Source organism: Streptomyces sp. NBC_00299 (assembly GCF_036173045.1).
Classification (GTDB): Bacteria; Actinomycetota; Actinomycetes; order Streptomycetales; family Streptomycetaceae; genus Streptomyces; species Streptomyces machairae.
The window spans coordinates 380,421-397,585 of record NZ_CP108039.1 but is presented as its reverse complement, the minus strand read 5'-3'; the positions used below and the strand labels follow the sequence as shown (position 1 = coordinate 397,585).

Annotated in this window: 16 protein-coding genes and 2 pseudogenes; 8 read left to right on the top strand and 10 right to left on the bottom strand. The window is 68.3% G+C overall.

Annotation, left to right across the window (positions count from 1 at the left end; genetic code table 11):
* Positions 1 to 20: 20 nt before the first annotated feature.
* Positions 21 to 398 (bottom strand): STAS domain-containing protein, encoded by a 378-nt coding sequence (locus tag OHT51_RS01915; protein ID WP_328877103.1) that lies wholly within the window; start codon positions 396 to 398, stop codon positions 21 to 23.
* 170 nt (positions 399 to 568) lie between these two features.
* Between OHT51_RS01915 and OHT51_RS01910 the strand changes: the two are divergent.
* Positions 569 to 1,048 (top strand): annotated as a pseudogene (locus OHT51_RS01910) (ATP-binding protein); the annotation flags it as partial.
* A gap of 331 nt (positions 1,049 to 1,379) precedes the next feature.
* On the opposite strand, the gene OHT51_RS01905 reads toward OHT51_RS01910, so the two are convergent.
* From OHT51_RS01905 to OHT51_RS01890, 4 genes are all read right to left on the bottom strand, one after another.
* The gene (locus OHT51_RS01905) at positions 1,380 to 1,730 is read right to left on the bottom strand and encodes a PRC-barrel domain-containing protein (RefSeq protein ID WP_328877101.1); all 351 of its coding nucleotides are present in this window, start codon (positions 1,728 to 1,730) and stop codon (positions 1,380 to 1,382) included.
* A 505-nt stretch (positions 1,731 to 2,235) separates the two neighbouring features.
* Positions 2,236 to 2,499, bottom strand: a complete 264-nt coding sequence (locus OHT51_RS01900; protein ID WP_328877100.1) for a hypothetical protein — start codon at positions 2,497 to 2,499, stop codon at positions 2,236 to 2,238.
* A 151-nt stretch (positions 2,500 to 2,650) separates the two neighbouring features.
* The gene (locus OHT51_RS01895) at positions 2,651 to 2,923 is read right to left on the bottom strand and encodes a hypothetical protein (RefSeq protein ID WP_328877099.1); all 273 of its coding nucleotides are present in this window, start codon (positions 2,921 to 2,923) and stop codon (positions 2,651 to 2,653) included.
* A 23-nt stretch (positions 2,924 to 2,946) separates the two neighbouring features.
* A complete protein-coding gene (locus tag OHT51_RS01890; RefSeq protein ID WP_328877098.1) occupies positions 2,947 to 3,531 on the bottom strand; it encodes a TetR/AcrR family transcriptional regulator in 585 nt (194 codons plus the stop codon).
* Between the two features lie 128 nt (positions 3,532 to 3,659).
* On the opposite strand from OHT51_RS01890, the gene OHT51_RS01885 reads away from it, so the two are divergent.
* Complete coding sequence (locus OHT51_RS01885) at positions 3,660 to 4,745, top strand: DUF2855 family protein (protein ID WP_328877097.1); 1,086 nt, start codon at positions 3,660 to 3,662, stop codon at positions 4,743 to 4,745.
* Between the two features lie 268 nt (positions 4,746 to 5,013).
* Here the strand turns inward: OHT51_RS01885 and OHT51_RS01880 are convergent, their stop codons facing one another.
* Complete coding sequence (locus tag OHT51_RS01880) at positions 5,014 to 6,231, bottom strand: flavin-containing monooxygenase (RefSeq protein WP_328877096.1); 1,218 nt, start codon at positions 6,229 to 6,231, stop codon at positions 5,014 to 5,016.
* 229 nt (positions 6,232 to 6,460) lie between these two features.
* On the opposite strand from OHT51_RS01880, the gene OHT51_RS01875 reads away from it, so the two are divergent.
* Both OHT51_RS01875 and OHT51_RS01870 read left to right on the top strand, forming a co-directional pair.
* Complete coding sequence (locus OHT51_RS01875; protein ID WP_328884209.1) at positions 6,461 to 7,063, top strand: ABC transporter ATP-binding protein; 603 nt, start codon at positions 6,461 to 6,463, stop codon at positions 7,061 to 7,063.
* On the top strand, positions 7,060 to 7,851 hold the full coding sequence (locus tag OHT51_RS01870; protein ID WP_328877095.1) for a hypothetical protein: 792 nt from the start codon (positions 7,060 to 7,062) through the stop codon (positions 7,849 to 7,851). The genes OHT51_RS01875 and OHT51_RS01870 overlap by 4 nt, the downstream gene beginning before the upstream one ends.
* 78 nt (positions 7,852 to 7,929) lie before the next feature.
* On the opposite strand, the gene OHT51_RS01865 is transcribed toward OHT51_RS01870, so the two are convergent.
* Positions 7,930 to 9,666: a SpoIIE family protein phosphatase gene (locus OHT51_RS01865; protein ID WP_328877094.1), complete on the bottom strand. Its 1,737-nt coding sequence runs from the start codon at positions 9,664 to 9,666 to the stop codon at positions 7,930 to 7,932.
* Between the two features lie 304 nt (positions 9,667 to 9,970).
* Here OHT51_RS01865 and OHT51_RS01860 point away from each other — a divergent pair, with 304 nt between their 5' ends.
* Positions 9,971 to 10,927: an IS481 family transposase gene (locus OHT51_RS01860; RefSeq protein ID WP_328877093.1), complete on the top strand. Its 957-nt coding sequence runs from the start codon at positions 9,971 to 9,973 to the stop codon at positions 10,925 to 10,927.
* 21 nt (positions 10,928 to 10,948) lie between these two features.
* On the opposite strand, the gene OHT51_RS01855 is transcribed toward OHT51_RS01860, so the two are convergent.
* Positions 10,949 to 12,634, bottom strand: coding sequence for a ribonuclease J (locus OHT51_RS01855; RefSeq protein ID WP_328877092.1), 1,686 nt, complete (start codon positions 12,632 to 12,634; stop codon positions 10,949 to 10,951).
* A 725-nt stretch (positions 12,635 to 13,359) separates the two neighbouring features.
* On the opposite strand from OHT51_RS01855, the gene OHT51_RS01850 reads away from it, so the two are divergent.
* The 3 genes from OHT51_RS01850 to OHT51_RS01840 all read left to right on the top strand — a co-directional run bounded on the left by OHT51_RS01850 (position 13,360) and on the right by OHT51_RS01840 (position 14,583).
* Positions 13,360 to 13,596 (top strand): hypothetical protein, encoded by a 237-nt coding sequence (locus OHT51_RS01850; protein WP_328877091.1) that lies wholly within the window; start codon positions 13,360 to 13,362, stop codon positions 13,594 to 13,596.
* Positions 13,597 to 13,610: 14 nt separating this feature from the next.
* Positions 13,611 to 13,898: a helix-turn-helix domain-containing protein gene (locus tag OHT51_RS01845; RefSeq protein ID WP_328877090.1), complete on the top strand. Its 288-nt coding sequence runs from the start codon at positions 13,611 to 13,613 to the stop codon at positions 13,896 to 13,898.
* Between the two features lie 73 nt (positions 13,899 to 13,971).
* Positions 13,972 to 14,583 (top strand): dihydrofolate reductase family protein, encoded by a 612-nt coding sequence (locus tag OHT51_RS01840; protein WP_328877089.1) that lies wholly within the window; start codon positions 13,972 to 13,974, stop codon positions 14,581 to 14,583.
* Positions 14,584 to 14,602: 19 nt separating this feature from the next.
* Here the strand turns inward: OHT51_RS01840 and OHT51_RS43280 are convergent.
* Both OHT51_RS43280 and OHT51_RS01830 read right to left on the bottom strand, forming a co-directional pair.
* Positions 14,603 to 15,437, bottom strand: a pseudogene (locus OHT51_RS43280) (IS630 family transposase); the annotation flags it as partial.
* A gap of 401 nt (positions 15,438 to 15,838) precedes the next feature.
* Positions 15,839 to 16,819 carry a GNAT family N-acetyltransferase gene (locus OHT51_RS01830; protein WP_328877087.1) on the bottom strand — a complete coding sequence of 327 codons (981 nt, stop codon included), beginning with the start codon at positions 16,817 to 16,819 and terminating at the stop codon, positions 15,839 to 15,841.
* Positions 16,820 to 17,165: the final 346 nt, after the last annotated feature.

Here is a 17,165-nt window from a genome sequence, read left to right as displayed (position 1 = left end):
GAACGTCGCTGCGCGGGATGTCAGGTGTTGAGGGCTTGGCGCAGGGTGTCGTGGCAGTCGATGACGGTGTCGATGCCGACGAGTCGGATGGTGTGCAGGACGGGCCCGGTGGGTGCGGCCAGACGGAGCCAGCCGCCGGCTTCCGCGAGGTCGCGGTGGGCGGCGATGAGGATGTTGATGCCGGTGGAGTCCATGAAGCTGACGCCGCTCATGTCGGCGACGACGCGGGGGCCGGGAGGTGCGGTGGCGTCAAGGGCTTGCCGTAGTGGTTCGCTGGTCTGCTGATCGATCTCGCCGGTGGGGGACACCACGCGGATACCGGCGTCGACGGTGGTAACGACCGACAGCAGGCCCGCTTGGACAGCTTGATCTGTACCCTTCGTTTCTTTCTTGGCCATGTCGGTGATACTGGCACGCCTGGGGTTTCGCCCCAAGTGGTGCCCGCATCGCTCGGGTGAACCCTTTGGATAGTGGAGCCTGGAGGGCGCATTCGGTGTCACCGTACGCGGGGGAGTCAACTGTGCGGGGGCGGGTAGGCGCCGCGTATGAACGGGGAGCGACGGTATTGATGAGCCAAGCGGGGCCGCTGGGCGAGGACGGCGGGGCCGGCGCCGGGCGTTTTTCCTTGCAGAGCACAGTGGCGCTGGAGGGAGACGGCACGACCATTGCTCAGGCCCGCCATCTGGCCGTCGACTTCCTGCGGGGTATCCAGAGCGAATACGGCGTGGCAGTCTCGCAGCGGTGTATGGAGCTCACGCAACTGGTTGTCAGTGAGCTGGTCACCAACGCCCGTAAGTACGCGCCCGGCCCGGTCCTGATGGATCTGCGGATTGACGGTGACGTGGTGGAAGTCGTGGTGTGGGATTCCGACCCGGTGCTGCCGCTGGCACGGGCAGCTGACGCCGGCCGGGTCGGCCAGCACGGTCTGGAGATCGTGATGGCCGTCGCTGAGGGTTTCGGTGCCCAGCGAGAGCCGGTTGGCAAACGCGTCACTGCCCGCATCGCCCTTGCAGAGGAGCCGAGTGGGCCCGTGCCGGACACCGGCCCCAGTAGGACAGCGCAACCGGTCAGGGATCCTGCCGCTCGCAACGGCGTGGCGGGCGGGGGCCGCATGCATCCTCGCCGACCAGCACCTCGGGCGGTGCGGCGCCTTGGGCGTCCTTGAGGACGACGTCGGCGACCTGGCTGAGTTTGCTGTTGGTGTGCTGTGAGACCTCTCGTCGCACCGGGAAGCCGCCATACGGCGTTACTCGGCCCAGCGTGGTCAGCACGCCGATGGCTCGTCCGGGCTCGCGCCCCGTGTCCTGCCGCCTGGACCGGTTTGGTTGTCGGCCGGCCAGGGTGCGGGCGCCGTCCTCACGCCCGCACCCACTCAGGTCTCAGGCCCGGTGGCTGCCGTAGTAACCGCCGAGCTGCTCGTGATAGCCCGTATCCTCAGCGTGCTTGTCCTTGTCGAACTCGGGAGCGTTCTTGATCTGCTCCTTGGTCCGGTCCACGTAGATCGTCTCGGCGGCCGTGTCGATGCCGCTGACGAGGCCGGCCGGGATAAGGACATGCTTGCCGAAGATCCACACCCCCGTGTCGACCACGAGGTGGGAGGCGCCGACGTCGTCGGAGTGCTTGTCGACCTTGCCGATGCCCCCGTCAGTCGCTTCGACCTTGTAGCCGATCAGGCTGCTGCCCGGCGCATACCCAGCCGTCGGCTGGTAGCCCCACATGTCCGCACTCACGAATCCATCTCCATCTTCAACGAGTTCACGGCCGAAATAAATCATCACGGCCCGGATTCCTTGAATTGCTCATGCGTCGAGTGCCCACTGCTGTCGACCGTACTCATCACCCGGCGCGTACACAGCAGAAATTTGGGCAATCCCATGTGTCGGCGGTAATCGAGGCGCGGTTCCCGCCACAGCACGCAGACACCCTGCCCGCCAATACCTGCTAGGTCTCGGGGCCGGCCGGTCCCTCTACAGCGATACCAGCTGCCCGGGACCCGCCGTCGGCCGTAGGACGGGCCACAAAACTCGGCACGCACAGGAAGAGAATTGTGAAGCCCGCAACGAAAGCACCAGAGCAAAACAGAAGAACGAGCAGCAAGGGAAACCGCAATTATCAGCCTGGGTGAGCGGCAGGCTTCCCCTTCAGGGCGTAGCTGTAGCGGCGCACTGTTGTCAGCGACACACATCAAACCAACGATCAGATGATCCTCTGGAGAAGGCCCTGCGCTGCAGCATGTCAGGCCAGCTCGAAGCCGCTCCGGAATACGCCGCCGTACTCCCCAGGCGTCTCCCAGCACGTGTAATGGCGGCCAGGAAGATCGGGCAGGTCAACCCTCAGTGCCTCCGCCAGGTCGGCGGCATGGGTCTTGCGGGTCCGAGAGGGCTCATCGGCAGCTTGATAGAGGGCATGGGCGCCGCGCAGTTCGATCACTACGTACTCCACACGCTTCCCCGCGCTGACCACCGATTCCTCGTGGTGCTGCTCGTGCCGGGCATCCATAACCCGTCCACAGAGCCCGCATCGCAAGTCGTCCCTTGAGGTATCCACGGCAGGCATCGTACGGCTCCCTCGAACACGTGTGGCCACCAGCCACCCTCACCCCAGAACACCCGGGGTATGGGCTCGCCCGGCGGCCCCGGCCCCACTCTCATCACTGATCCGAAAGAAAGACCTCCTGGCCCATGAGCACGCCGAGCAGGCTCCGCTTAGAACCGCCGCGGGCCTCGCTGATAGCCCGACGATGCCAGCTCTGCGGAAGTCGATAGCGACCGGACCGCCGACCGTGGAGGCTCGCTGCGATGCGGTCTTCGCCGCCCGTCAGGAACAGGCGCGGCAGCGCTGGGCCAAGTACATTGCCGGGGTGATACAGCGGGCCATGGTTCATCGCCGCGCTGTTCTGGCGCGGATCATGGCCACTCTGCACGGCTCCGGGCGTCGGCGCCGGGCTCAGTCCCGCGGCATGCGCAGCGCGTTCGTCCACAGCCGGGTGACGGTCTCGACCAGCGTGTCGAGGGGCACGGATTCGCCCAGAACGAAGGTCACGTACGCAAGCCGGCTGACCATCGCGCTCAGCGCCCGGGCGGTGATGTCCGGGTCGAGTTCCGGATCCGCGAGGCCCGACTGCTGGAGGCGGGTGATGGTGGCGGCGCTGCGGTCGATGAACACGCGCGACCGTTCGAGCCGCACTCGTACGAACTGCGGGTCGACGGCGGCCGCCTGTTCCATGGCGGCCATCAGTCCGGCGTTGCGGCGATAGGACTCCAGGTAGGCGCGATTGGCGTCCTCGACCCCTCGCCACAGGTCCTTGCGTCCGCCGTCGTCACTGCCGTCGCTTACTCCCGCGTGCAGCATCTCGTCCTGCAGCCGCGCCAGGACGGCGGCGAACACGTCCTCCTTGGACGTGAAGTGCGTGTAGAAGCTCCCGGTGGCCACGCCGGCTTCGGCCGCGATGTCGACAATACGGGCATCCAGATAGCCGTCCCGCTCGAAGATCCGCCGGGCCGCGCCCACCAGGGCGTCACGAGTGCGCATGCCGCGCCGGGTACGTGTCCCGGCCGGCTGTGGCTGCGCGGGGTGATCGGTTCCAGGATCAGGGGGGAGCATGTGCACATCGTAGCCCAGTATTGAATCCGAATCCGGATTCAAGTACGTTCCGGCCCATGGACAACACCTCTGCTGCCACCGCCTGGAACCTGCTTGTCCGCCGCGACGACCTGTCGACCGCGGAACTGGAAGACGCCCCCGTCCCGCAGGTGCAGGACGGCGAGGCACTGCTGCGCGTCGACCGGGTCGGCCTGACCGCCAACAACGTCACCTACGCCGCGCTCGGCGACTCGTTCCGCTACTGGGAGTTCTTCCCCGCGCCCCGCGCCGGCTGGGGCATCGTCCCCCTCTGGGGCTTCGCCGACGTCGTCGCCTCCCGGGTCGACGGCATTGAGACCGGCAGCCGCTACTACGGCTATTTCCCGTCCGCAAGCCACCTACTGGTCCGCCCCGACCGAGTCGACGCACGCGGCTTCCGCGAGGCCAGCCCCCATCGCGTGCCGCTGCCCCGGCCCTACAACGCCTACGCCCTCACCACAGGCGACATCGCATACGAGGCCGGCCGCGAGGACCTTCACGTCCTGTACCGCCCGCTGTTCTGGACCTCGTTCATGCTGGCCGACTGGCTCGTCGACAACGCCTGGCTGGGCGCGAAGAGCGTCGTCCTGTCGTCTGCGTCGAGCAAGACGGCCTACGGTGCCGCCCACCTGCTCCAGGGGCAGGGTTGCGAGGTGGTCGGTCTGACCTCCCCGCGCAACCTCGCCTTCACCGAGGGCCTCGGCTGCTACGACCGGGTGCTGACCTACGAGGACGTCTCCCGGCTCCCACGCACACAGACGCTGTACGCCGACTTCGCGGGCGACCAGCAGTTGTCCGCCCGGCTGTGCGCCCACCTGGGTGACGCGCTGGTGCACCAGGTGGTCGTCGGCATCACCAACCAGGAACCCGCGCCCGCCGGCACCCTGGCGGAGACCGGGCCGGCCATGTTCTTCGCCCCCGACCAGATGCGCAAGCGGATCGGCGACTGGGGGCGGGAGGGGCTGGACCGCCGTTTCGCCGAGGTGTGGAAGGAGTTCCTGCCCGTGGCTGAGGGGTGGGTCGACATCGTGCACAGCAACGGCCCGCAGAGTCTCGAACGGGTCTGGCACGAGGTCCAGTCGGGCCGGACCTCGCCGCGCACCGGCCACATCATCACCCCATAGCGATGGCCGTCGCCCTCGACGTGCGGCCCGTTGTGCGCGGCCGCACTCACCCCGCCTCGAACGGGACGCCCATGGGATACGCAGCGATCACGCCCAACCAGGGAACCGAGGGCGGAGGTGGCTACCCCATGACCTCGCGGGCCGCGTCGCGAAACGTCCGCTGATTGCTGAGTCCTGTGCTCGTGATCGCCGGTATGGCGTCGGCCCGCCTCGACCTGCCCGCGGCCGCCGTCGAGTGGCGCCTGGCCGCACTCGGCGCCGGGCCCCGTCACCTCGGAGCGCGTCCTCTGCGGACTGAATCGGCGGTCCTGGGGGCGGGCAGGAATGACCGCACCGTCTCGCGTCGTAACGCGAGGGCGATGGCGCGCGCCTCGATGCCCGCCTGACGAAGGACACCCGTGAGGGGATTGGTGTATCCGGCAAAGTACAGGCGTGCTGCTTCGGGGTGGGTCTGTGCCCCTGCGGCGAGGGGTTGCCCGTCCTCGTCGAGTACGCCCAGGGGCCCGACCATGTCGTGCAGGTTGGTCCGGTACCCGGTGGCCGCGATGACCGTGTCGGGTCGCAGTCGGGTCCCGTCGGCCAGTACCACGTCGGGGCCGTCGAACGCCTGGACGGCCGCGACCGGCTCGACTCGACCGGACCGGACGGCGTTCACGAAGCCGTGGTCGAGAACGGGGTTGACCCCTTCACGGGCATTGCGGGTGTACAGGCCTGTGCGGGGCCGGGGCAGTCCCCGTGAGGTCAGGTCGGGCACCGCGAGACGTTGCGTGAGCAGGGAGGTGCGGTCGCGCCACGCAAGCGGGAGGGCCTTCGTCAGTCGGCCGGCCGCATGCCATCGTGCGCTGGAGCGGGGCAGGATGTTGGGTGGGGTACGGACTGCGATCCGTACCCGCCCGGCTCCGGCCCCGGCCAGGACGCTCGCGATCTCGGTGCCGCTGTTACCGGCGCCGACGACCAGGACGTCCCGCCCGCGGTAGGGGGCCGGAGAGCGGTAGTCGGCCGAGTGCAGCAGGGTGCCGGGATAGGTCGAACGCCCGGGCCAGCGGGGGAGGTTCGGGGTGTGGCAGCGGCCGGTGGCCACCACGACCGCACCCGCGGGCACCGGGCCATCGGAGGTGTGGACCAGCCACTGTGCTCCCGAACCGGGCTCGGCCCGTTCGATGCGGTCCACCGGGGTGGTCACCCGGACGTCCAGTCGGTGATGGGCTACGTAGCGCTCCAGATATCGCACATAGTCGTCCCGGCTCACCCACGGGCCCGCCTGGCGCGGCACCGACAGGCCGGGGAGCTTCGACGTGCCGGGAGTGGTATGCAGTCGCAGGTGGTCATAGCGCTGCGCCCAGCTCGCTCCCACGCGGTCCGACCGTTCCAGGATCACGGTCGGCTCTCCGGAGCGGTTCAGTAGCGCGGCGGCCGCCAGGCCGTGGGGGCCGGCTCCGATCACGATCGTTGGAGCGCTGAGGTCTCGTTGTGGTGTCGGGGGCATCGCCTCCTACAACGGCAGACCGCGGCGCACGTCACGCCCAACTGGCAGGTACAGAAGAGCGGGTGACCGTCGTTACACCGGCGGTACGGACTCGTTGGACACCGGGCAGCAGACGTTGCGTGGGGGATCGGTCCGCCCGGGGCCGGACCGTCCGGGTCGGCTCGTTACGTCTGTCCGATCACTTCGAGGGGCTCATGTGCAGTCAGTGACGACGCGCCACCGGCCACGGTTGCGGATCAGCGGAGTCTGCAAGGCGTTCGGAGGCAGGCAGGTCCTGCGCGATGTGGATCTTGATGTGTCTGCCGGGACGCTGGTGGGAGTCGTCGGCGAGAACGGGGCGGGAAAGAGCACTCTGTTGCAGATCGCCGTGGGACACCTCGCACCCGACCGCGGAACGGTGGCACGGACCGGGGCGGTGGGGTACTGCCCGCAACGGGCGGTACTGAACGATGCGTTCACTATCGGACAGCATCTGCGGTTGTTCCAGGTGGCCTACCAGCTGCCGACACTGGAGCGCGCCGGCGAGCTGATGGAGCTGCTGGCGCTGGCCGGCTGCCGGCGACAGCAGGTCGGCGAACTCAGCGGCGGAACGCGACAGAAGCTGAACCTGCTGATCGCTCTCATGCACGATCCGCAGTTGCTGGTCCTGGACGAGCCCTACCAGGGCTTCGACTGGGACACCCATCAGCGGTTCTGGACCCTGGCCGCCGACCTGCGTGATCAGGGCCGGTCGATCATTGTGGTCTCTCACCTGCTGCACGACCTGCACCACTTCGACGCGATCGCTCACCTGCGCCAGGGCCGTCTGCACTTCGAGGAGACCAACCGTTGAGGCTCTCCTGGACGGCATTCACCGAAGTGCTGGGCTGCACTCTTCGGGGCCACCTGCGCAACCGGCTGGCCCTGGTCCTGGCGATCGCGTTCATCCCCATCTGGATCGCCGTGGCACGCCTGTGCACCTCCGATCAAGTGGTGCGCATCCGGCTGGACGCCATCAGCGCCCCCGTCTCCGCCCCGGCCAGCCAGGCCGGCCAGGTGGCCAGCGCGCTGGGTGCCATCACCATGGTCGCCGGCTTCATCACCTTCATCGAGACCTTCCGGTCGCGGGAGATGGACCGCCGTCTGCTGCTGGCCGGCTACCCCCGGTTGCCGATGCTGCTGGCCAAACTTGCCGCCGTCGCCCTCTCCACCGCCGCGCTGGCCCTCTACACCACGATCCTGCTGTGGATCTCCCTGCCCGTACACCACACAGGTCCTCTGGCATTGGCCCTTACGGGTGCCGGCCTCGTCTACGGCGGCATCGGCCTTCTGCTCGGCTCTCTGGTCCGCGGCGAGCTGGAGGGCTTCTTCCTCATCATCATGCTCAGCCTGGTCGACACCGGCCTCCAGAATCCCGTCTTCAACACGCTCATGGACGTGGCGGGCGTGTCCGCGCTTCCCCTGTACGGCGTGAACCAGCTGGCGCTGAGCTCGGCCCTTACTCCCCACACCCCCTGGTCCCACGGCCTGCTCTCCCTCACCTGGTCCGCAGCGACCGGCGCCCTGGCGCTCCTCGTCCTCCACACCCACCGCCCTTCCCGCTCCCCGTGGTCCCGCAGGACGAGAGCCCAGGGAGGGTGATCACGGAGGGGGACGGTCTTCCTGCCGGGCCCTCGTTGCCGGCCAGGAGGCTGTCCCATCAGCGGTGTCACGCGTGGGTCAGGCGGGTCCTACGGGAGGGGGTGTGCGCAGCGCGATCATGGCGACGTCGTCATCGTTGTCGCTGGGGCGGACCAGGTCCAGCAGCAAGTCGCAGAAGGAGTCGAGGGGCCGGTGGGCGAGGGAGGCCGCGTGTCGGCGCAGCCGGTCAAGCCCGTCATCGATGGAGTGGTGCGGGGATTCGACCAGTCCGTCGGTGTAGAGCAGGAGCGTGGCCTGGTGTGGCAGGACGGTGACGGCGTCGGGGCGAGGTCTGGTGACTCCGGTGCCTAGGAGTATGCCGTGAGCCTCGTCGAGGTAGCGGGTCTGACCGTCGTGGGTGATGAGCAGGGGCGGCGGGTGGCCGGCGTTCGTCCAGCGCAGGCGCCACAGTGCGTCGTCGCCGAGTGTGAGCCTGGCGAGGATCATGGTGACCATGGGTACCTCGGCTATGTGCATCACTGCCTCGTCGAGCTGTGTGACAACGGCGCTGGGTGCGGCCTCGGGGTGGGACCAGGCGAAGGCCCGAAGCATGTTGCGGACCTGCGCCATGCCGGCTGCGGCGTCGAGATCGTGTCCGACGACGTCGCCGATGGCCAGTGCGTGGGCATGGTCAGCCAGAGCGAAGGCGTCGTACCAGTCACCGCCCACGGATGAGGCGTCCGGAGCGGGAACGTAGCGCGCGGTCATCTCCAGCCCGGGCAGGACGGGCAGTTGCGGCAGCAGGTGGCGTTGCATGGTCTCGGCGACTTTGCGCTGGCGCTGGTACAGGCGCGCGTTGTCCAGCGCCAGGCCCGCCCGGCGGGTGAGGTCCTCCAGCAGCGGCAGGTCGGCAGGGGTGAAGGCGTCATGACGCTGGGCGCGGCCCAGGGTCAGGGCGCCGAGTACGTCGCGCAGTCCGCGAATGGGTGCGATGACGGCGGAGTGCATACCTGTCGTGGTGAACAGGCGCTGCTGCTCGACCGCTATGCCGGAGTCGGGCGGACCTTGGTAGGTGGCGGGGCCGGCGAGGGAGGAGGCGGCGCCGCGCAGGGCCCGTGACAGCGGCATCGGTGACTCGGCCGGCACGGGAGGCATCGGGCCCTGCAGGTCGTCCCGCTCGACGAGAATGCCATCCTTGTGCTCCATCACGAGAACGCGTCGTACTTCGTCACGTTCGGTGAGCAGATCGAACACGGCCCAGTCCGCGAGCCGGGGCACGGTCAGGGCCGCCAGCCGATGCAGCGCCTCGTCCGCGTCCAGGGTGGAGGTGAGCTGCGTGGTCGTCTCCGCCAGCAGGGCAAGGCGGTCCAGTTCGGTCAGCGGCGCGGAGTGGCCGCCGTCGCTGTGGCCCACGCCGCCTGGCGGCTCGTACAGCATTGCCAGCGCACCTGTCACGCCCGGACCGGGTGCGTAGGGCGTGACGAGCCAGGACAACTGGACGAGATCGCCGTCCCCGCGGGCGAACCACTCGGCGTCGCCATGCCTGGTGTCCCCCGTGAGGAGCGCCTTCCTCATCCGGCAGCGCGTGCGCGGCACCGAGTGCCCGTATCTGTCCCGGTGCAGCAGGTCGTGGAAGTCCTGACCGACGAGTTCTGAGGCTTCCCTGCCCAGCATGCTTTGGGCTGCGCTGTTGACCGCGACGATGAGGCCATCGTCATCGACCGCGATGGCGGAAGCCCGCAGGTTTTCCAGCGTTCTGTCGAGCAGGGCGCCAGAACGCGCCTGGTGCCCGGACAGGGGAACACCTTCCCTGCCGGGAGCGGCGACGTCGTCCATGTCCCTCCTCAGTGTCAAGCCCGAATCGCGTCGAGTACCCCAACCGGATTCCGGCATGCATCGAAGGCTCGTCTGCCCTGCTGCGACTGATCGAGCACACCCTGGCGGTGCAGGAGGAAGCTGTCCTAGCAGTCAGCACCCCGGCCCCGGGGTGCTGACTCCGTGTCCGGCCTCGATGCCGGCGAGACCGCCACCGGACCTAGGTGTATTGATCACGAGCGTTGTTGACACTCGCCGGGCTTGATCATGGCGAAGACCTCCGGTGTGGTGGAGCTGTCTAGGACTGCACCGAACGGAGGTCTTCGTGTCCCACCGTAATGCCCGGCTGACCGTTCACGGCAGGCGGCTGCTGATCGAACGTGTCGGCGCCGGGCGCCCTGTCGCTCACGTAGCCGCCGAGATGGGCATCTCCCGCGCCACTGCCCACAAATGGATCCGCCGCTGGCGATCCGAAGGCGAGCCGGGCCTTGTCGACCGCTTCAGCAGGCCGCGCACGACGCCACACCGCACTACAGCGGCCCTGGAGGCCCGTGTCTGCCAACTGCGGCAGGCCCGCAAACTCGGCCCGGCACGCATCGGCCCTGTCCTCGGTCTGCCTGCCTCCACCACGCATCGCATCCTGGTCCGCCACGGTCTGAACCGGCTGGCGCACCTGGACCGCCCCACCGGGCAGGTCATCCGCCGCTACGAACGCGACCGGCCCGGCGAGCTGATCCACGTCGACGTCAAGAAACTCGGCCGTATCCCCGACGGCGGCGGCCACAAGGTCCTGGGCCGCCAGGCCGGCCGCGCCCGCCGCAGCAGCATGGGCTTCGACTACATCCACTCCGCCGTCGACGACCACACCCGCCTCGCCTACAGCGAAATCCACGGCGACGAGAAAGCCGCCACCTGCGCAGACTTCCTCCGCCGGGCCGCAGCCTTCTTCACGACCCGCGGCATCGACCACATCGAACGGGTCCTGACCGACAACGCCTGGCCCTACCGCAAAAGCTTCGCCTGGCGCCAAGCCCTGGCCGACCTCGGCGCGACCGGCAAACTCACCCGCATCTACCGGCCGCAGACCAACGGCAAAGTCGAACGCTTCAACCGCACCCTGCTCGACGAATGGGCCTACCGGCGGCCCTACACCAGCAACACCGAACGCACCGACGCCCTGGCAGACTTCCTGCACACCTACAACCACCACCGCTGCCACACCGCACTCGGCGGCCAGCCACCCATCACCCGCGTCAACAACGCTCCGGGTCAATACACCTAGGGCGTGCTCCCGGGCGGTGGCTCAGGCATCGATGATGACGGGGATGATGAGGGGCTTGCGGCGGTGGGTGCGGAACGCCCAGCTCGCCACGGCGCGGGCGACGAGTTGTTCGAGCTGGTGCGCGTCCCCGACACCTTCCTCGGCCGCGGTGGCCAGCGTCTTCTCGATGACGGGGATGACCGGCTCGAAGGTGGTGTCGTCGTGGACGAAGCCCCGGGCCAGGAAGTCTGGGGCCTCGGCGAGGGCGCCGGTGTCGGCGTCGACGATCGCCACCACCGTGACTACGCCTTCGGCGGCGAGGGTGAGGCGATCCTTGAGGGACGCTTCGGTGGCGCCGCCGACTTCCATGCCGTCCACGTAGACGTTGCCGGCGGGGACCTTGCCGGTGATGGATGCGCGCCCGTCGACGAGGTCGACGACGACGCCGTCCTCGGCGATGACAACCCGGTCGGGGTCGACGCCGGTACGGATGGCGAGGTCGCCGTTGGCCCGCAGGTGGCGCCATTCGCCGTGCACGGGCATGACGTTGCGGGGTTTGACGATGTTGTAGCAGTAGACGAGTTCGCCGGCGCTGGCGTGTCCGGAGACGTGCACCTTGGCGTTGCCCTTGTGGACCACGTGGGCGCCCCACCGGGTAAGTCCGTTGATCACCCGGTAGATGGCGTTCTCGTTGCCGGGGATGAGAGAGCTGGCGAGCAGGACGGTGTCGCCCTTGCCGATGCGGATCACGTGGTCGCGGTTGGCCATACGTGACAGCGCGGCCATCGGTTCGCCCTGGGAGCCGGTGCACACCAGAGTGATCTTGTGGTCCGGGAGCTTCTCCAGCTCCTTCGTGCTCACGACCAGACCAGACGGGACCTTCAGATATCCCAGGTCGCGGGCGATGCCCATGTTGCGGACCATCGACCGGCCCACGAAGGCCACCTTACGGCCGTGCTGGTGGGCGGCGTCCAAAACCTGCTGGATGCGGTGCACATGGCTGGCGAAGCTGGAGACGATGACCCGGCGCGGCGCAGTGCGCATCACCTGCTCGATCGCGGGGTTCAGCTCACGCTCGGAGGTGGTGAAGCCGGGCACTTCGGCGTTGGTGGAGTCGGTGAGGAACAGGTCCACGCCCTCCTCGCCGAGGCGGGCGAAGGCGCGCAGATCGGTGATGCGGTCGTCGAGAGGGAACTGGTCCATCTTGAAGTCGCCGGTGTGCAGCACCATCCCGGCGCCGGTGCGGATCGCGACCGCGAGGCCGTCCGGGATGGAGTGGTTGACCGCCACGAACTCGCAGTCGAACGGCCCGAAGCCGCGCCGGTCGCCCTCCCGCACACGCACTGTGCGCGGCCGGATGCCGTGTTCCTTGAGCTTGGCCTCCAGAAACGCCAGCGTCAGCTTGGAGCCGACGACAGGAATGTCGGACCGCTCGCGCAGCAGGTACGGCACGCCGCCGATGTGGTCCTCGTGGCCGTGGGTGAGTACCACGGCCACGATGTCGTCCAGCCGGTCCCGGATCGAGGTGAAGTCCGGCAGGATCACGTCCACGCCGGGCTGGGTCTCCTCGGGGAACAGCACGCCGCAGTCGACGATGAGCAGCTTGCCCGCATGCTCGAAGACGGTCATGTTGCGGCCGATCTCACCCAGGCCGCCCAGGGCGATGACCCGCAGCCCTCCTTCGGGAAGCGGTGGGGCGGCTTTGAGGTCGGGATGTGGGTGACTCATACCTTGACGTTACCCGGAGAGCGGGAGGGGGTGATCCACTGCCTGCGTGATCTCTTCTTCCGCCGGAGCGGGACATAAGCAGCGGATGCCCCCGGAACGCTCGGATCACGCCGGCGGACGGGCGGGCACTCACGGCCGCTGAAGTACAGAGGGTGATCGTAGTCGGAAAAATGCCCCGGCGACTCGAGAGCATCACTGGGAGCGCAACAGCCTCAGGAGCTAAAGACGCCCAAACTTGACCCATCTGCACCAACCCGCCGGCCGCACCCGCCCCACGCTGTCAATCGGACGGGACGCTAGCGCTGCGACAGACTCGGAACGACAGCCGAGATCCCCCGCCACACAAATAACGGCCGCCCACACTGTCGAGACAAGAGAGCGCCCCATGGTCATCGACCAGGACGCTGCCTGTTGCGAGTGACGAACGAAGCGCCCCACCGTCAAACACGACAGTGCCCGGGCGGGGCTTCTACTGTGCCCGCCTACCGTGCGTCGGGCAGCGCTCCGCCCACATCCGGGCGGCCATCTCGTCCGCTTCGACCTGCGGCGTACCAGCTTTCACGAGAATGATGCCGCGCGACTGGTCAGGGAACGTGACCTCGCGCATGGTCGTACCCAGGGGGCTCGGCGACGGCTCGTCCGACATGGCACACCCAATCTGTTGACAAACGGCCACGCTAGCCGCCGACAGCTGCCACACACGGCGCGAGCCGGCACGCGTTCGGGTGATCTCGGACAGCAGCGGCAACACCCCGGGGTGCGTCGCCCACCACGTCGGCTCCACTACGCACCGGGTTCGCAACCAGGTCGGCGACATCGCATCGGCAACCGAGAGCCTTCGGGTGCTGGAAGCGGAGCCGCTGTCGCGGCTTGCCGAGGCGCCGTCGCGCGGTCTCGACCTGGTCCTGCACGCAGGCGGGCGGTTGGCCGCGTCCCACGGCGCGGTCCCGATGGTGCGCTGACCGCGGGCGCCGGGGTGAGTGGCAACCATCTGGCCACGCAGTTCAAGGCTCATGTCGGGATCACCCCGAAGCGGGTGGCGCGGATCTATCGCTTTGCGCCACTGATCCTGTCCGTGGACACCCTGCGTCCGGTCGACTGGCCGGAGCTCGCACACGCGGCAGGCCACTTCAACCGGGCCCATTTCAGCAGAGAGTTCAACGACCTCACCGGCCACACCCCGAGGGAGTACATGGCCCCGCGACGCCGATTCCCCGCCGAGCAGGGGTTCCCGCCGGAAGCAGGTTCGATGCCCGCTGATTGATTTCTTACGTGCCTGCTCGCCTCTCGGGGCGGCAAGATCGGGGTGCACACGCAGGGAGAGTCGAGGAGGGTCCGTGGGCACAGTGATCATGCACAACGTGGTGTCGGTGGACGGCTTCATCGCCGACGCCAACGACGACGTCGGGCCACTCCACGAGTGGTATTTCACCGGGGACACCCCGATCACCGAAGGCGGCGACCAGCAGTACGACCATTCCAGCGTCGGAAGCGGCTTCAAGGTCTCACGTGCGTCGGCGGAGTACGTCCGGCCGATGTGGGAGTCGATCGGCACGATCGTGATGGGCCGCCACTTCTTCGGCCTGGTGAACGGCTGGGAAGGCAACCAGCCCGCAGGCGACCACGTGGTGGTGGTGTCCCATCGGCCCAAGCCCGAGGGCTGGCACCCCGAAGCGTCGTTCCACTTCGTCGACGGCGTGACGGCTGCGATCGACAAGGCCCAGGAGCTCGCCGGTGAGCGAGTCGTTGCTGTGAGCGCCGGCGAGGTAGGCGGTCAGATCCTCGCGGCCGGCCTCGTGGACGAGGTGGCCATGGACGTGGTGCCGGTGGTGTTCGGTTCGGGCAAACGATACTTCGGCAGCATCGACGGCCAGCAGCTGTTGGAGGATCCCCATGTGGTCATCCAGGGCGACCGGGTGCTGCACCTCAGGTTCAAGGTACGCCGCTAGAGATCGTCAATGGCTGAGGCTACGGCGGCGCGAAGTCGAGTCTGGTCTTGGCGACGAAGCCCTCGACGAGACCGGTTCGGTGTCGCATCCGTTTGAGGCGGGTCTTGACCAGGATGGTCAGCTGGTCGATGCCGTGTTCGGCGAGGTTCGCCAGGGACCGCTTGAGGTGCGCCCAGACGGCCTCGACGGGTTGAGTTCGGGTGCGTAGGGCGGGAGTTGTTAGACCGTCAGCCAGTCCCGGCTTGCGATCAGCTGTCGCATCGCGCGGCTGAGGTGGGTGTTCAAGTTGTCCCAGACCAGGACGATCGGGCCGCCGAGCTGCCGGTGGGCGGCGTCCAGCAGGCGCGCCTAGTCGGTCTCGGTGAAGCCCTGGCGCCGGTTGTGCCGTGGGCCGCGATCGACGTGCGTGCGGTAGATCAGCCGCGGGCGCGGCCGGGCTTGGTGCAGATCAGCGCGGCCAGCGAGATGCGCTTGGTGCCGGCGGCGGTCACGAGGACGAGCGGGGTGTGCCCGCGCCGGCCCAGGTGCGGCCCTTGGGGGGGCGTCAGTCCCTGGCCGGACTCGTCCTGGAAGCAGAGCCCGGCACCCAGGTGTGCAGCCGTCCTTTTATGGCCGGCCACTGCGCGTCCTTCCAGTCGGCGATGGCCGCCTCGTCGCGCTCGGCCGCCCGGCGGGTGGGCACCTGCACGCTGCAGCCGATCCGGTGCAACAGCAGATCGACCCCGGCCAGCGTGTAGTCCACCCGGAACCGGCGGCGGATCACCTCGGCGATCCGCGCCGGCGTCCAGCTCCGCTTCCAAGACCCGCAGTTGGTCAGGGCTCAACCGACACCGGGCGCCGCCCGGACCCTTGGATGGCGAACACGGCGTCAGCCGTCACCAAGCCCAGAACCCTGACCCTTAAAGATCTCTAGAGTCGGGTCCGTCCGTGACCCGACTCGCAAGGTCTGAACTGCCAGGTGGGTCACGGACGTTCGGCTGCCGCACTACTTGGTGCACGGCCAACAGCCGTTTCGAGACAGATTCCAAGCTGCCCGGGGCCCGGGTGAACGCCGATCAAGGCACCCGTGTGGCGTACCGAACCGGGGCTGGTGTGGCAGAGCCCCGTACTTGCCGAATGCGCGGTGGCTCTGTCCATGAGAACGGAACAGCACTTCGACAGTGGTCCGGGGGGTGTCTGGCCGTCGGCGCCGACGCGGAATGTTCACGGGTTCGGGCAGCACCGGGCGTTCCTCGCGGGCCGAGTGCGGCGGGTCTCAGCGCCAGTCGTCGATCACGTAGGCGTCAGGGTGGCTGTAGCCGGGTTCGTTGGGCTTGTGCATGGCCACGCCCTGCAACCAGGTGCGGAAACCGCGGTCGACCATTCGCCGGTAGGCATCCTGGCGGGCCAGGTTCATTCCGGCGTCCAGTTGCCCCAGGCCGCGCTCGGCGGCGAGCCGCTCGCACGCGGTGAGCAGTCGTTCGAACCGGTCGGCCGCCTCCGGGCCAGGACGCACGGCGCCGAATTTGACGAAACACACGTCCTCTCCGGCCTCCGACCCGGCTCCGCAGTGGCAGACGGCCAGGCCATCGAGCTCTGAGCCGGCCCCCTGGAGCAGGATGGTGTCACCGAGTCCCTGCGCGTGCGTGGCCACGATCTCGCGTTCCACGCTCAGGCCCTCGAACACGGCCCCGGTCAGTGTGCGACAGAGGCTCAGGGCGTCGAGCCGCTCGGTGGCGGGAAGCTCGCCGTACAGCACTCGGCCGGGGACCGCGGCACTGCCTGCGACCTGCTTCTTCATGATGGCTGTGAGGAATCGGGGCCAGAAACCGTACCGGCGGTAGAGCTCAAGGTGCTTGGGACTGTGCGAGAAGGTGAACAGGCCCAGGTGTCGATTCTCCCAGGTCTCGAAGCAGTCCATGACCGGCTCCATGAGGCGCCTGCCGACGCCCTGGTCCCACAGGTCCGGACGTACGGTCAGCGGGCCGAAGTACCCGACGCTGCCCCAGTTGACGGCGAAGTTCGATGCAACGACTTCGCCCTCGACCGTTGCTGCGAAGGCCGCTTGTGGATCGGCGGCCCAGCGAGTGCGGACGTAGTCGGCGGTCCCGAAGAATGTCTTCGGCTCGGGTGCCCCGAGGAACGTCCCGAAGGCGACCCTGAAGACCTCGTCGGCCCGATCCAGGTCCGCCTCACCGAGCGGGCGGACCGATACAGGGCCCGTGCCATTCTTGCGCTCCCCTGCCGGTGGGATCATCGCTCTCTCCTTCCCGACCCCCTGTTTCATCGCACCACGGGCGTGCGCCGCGAGCGAGGCGAAAGGTCCACCGATACCCAGGGACCGAGGACCGGGCGGTCTGCCTTGCCTGTCCGCCGGGAACTGCAGCAGTCGCGGGTACCGAGGCCCAGGAAGGACGCCCACTGCCCGGGGCGGGGAGTCAGTCGACGGGTGCTGTTCCTTTTTGTGAACATCGACTCGGCCCCGGCGGGCGCCTCCCAGAGTGATGAACAATCGCCGTCGTGATCCGTGAACAAAACCAGCGCCGCGAACCGTCGAGCCGCCGACGACTGCCGGATCGGGTACAGCCCCGAGGTCGCTGACG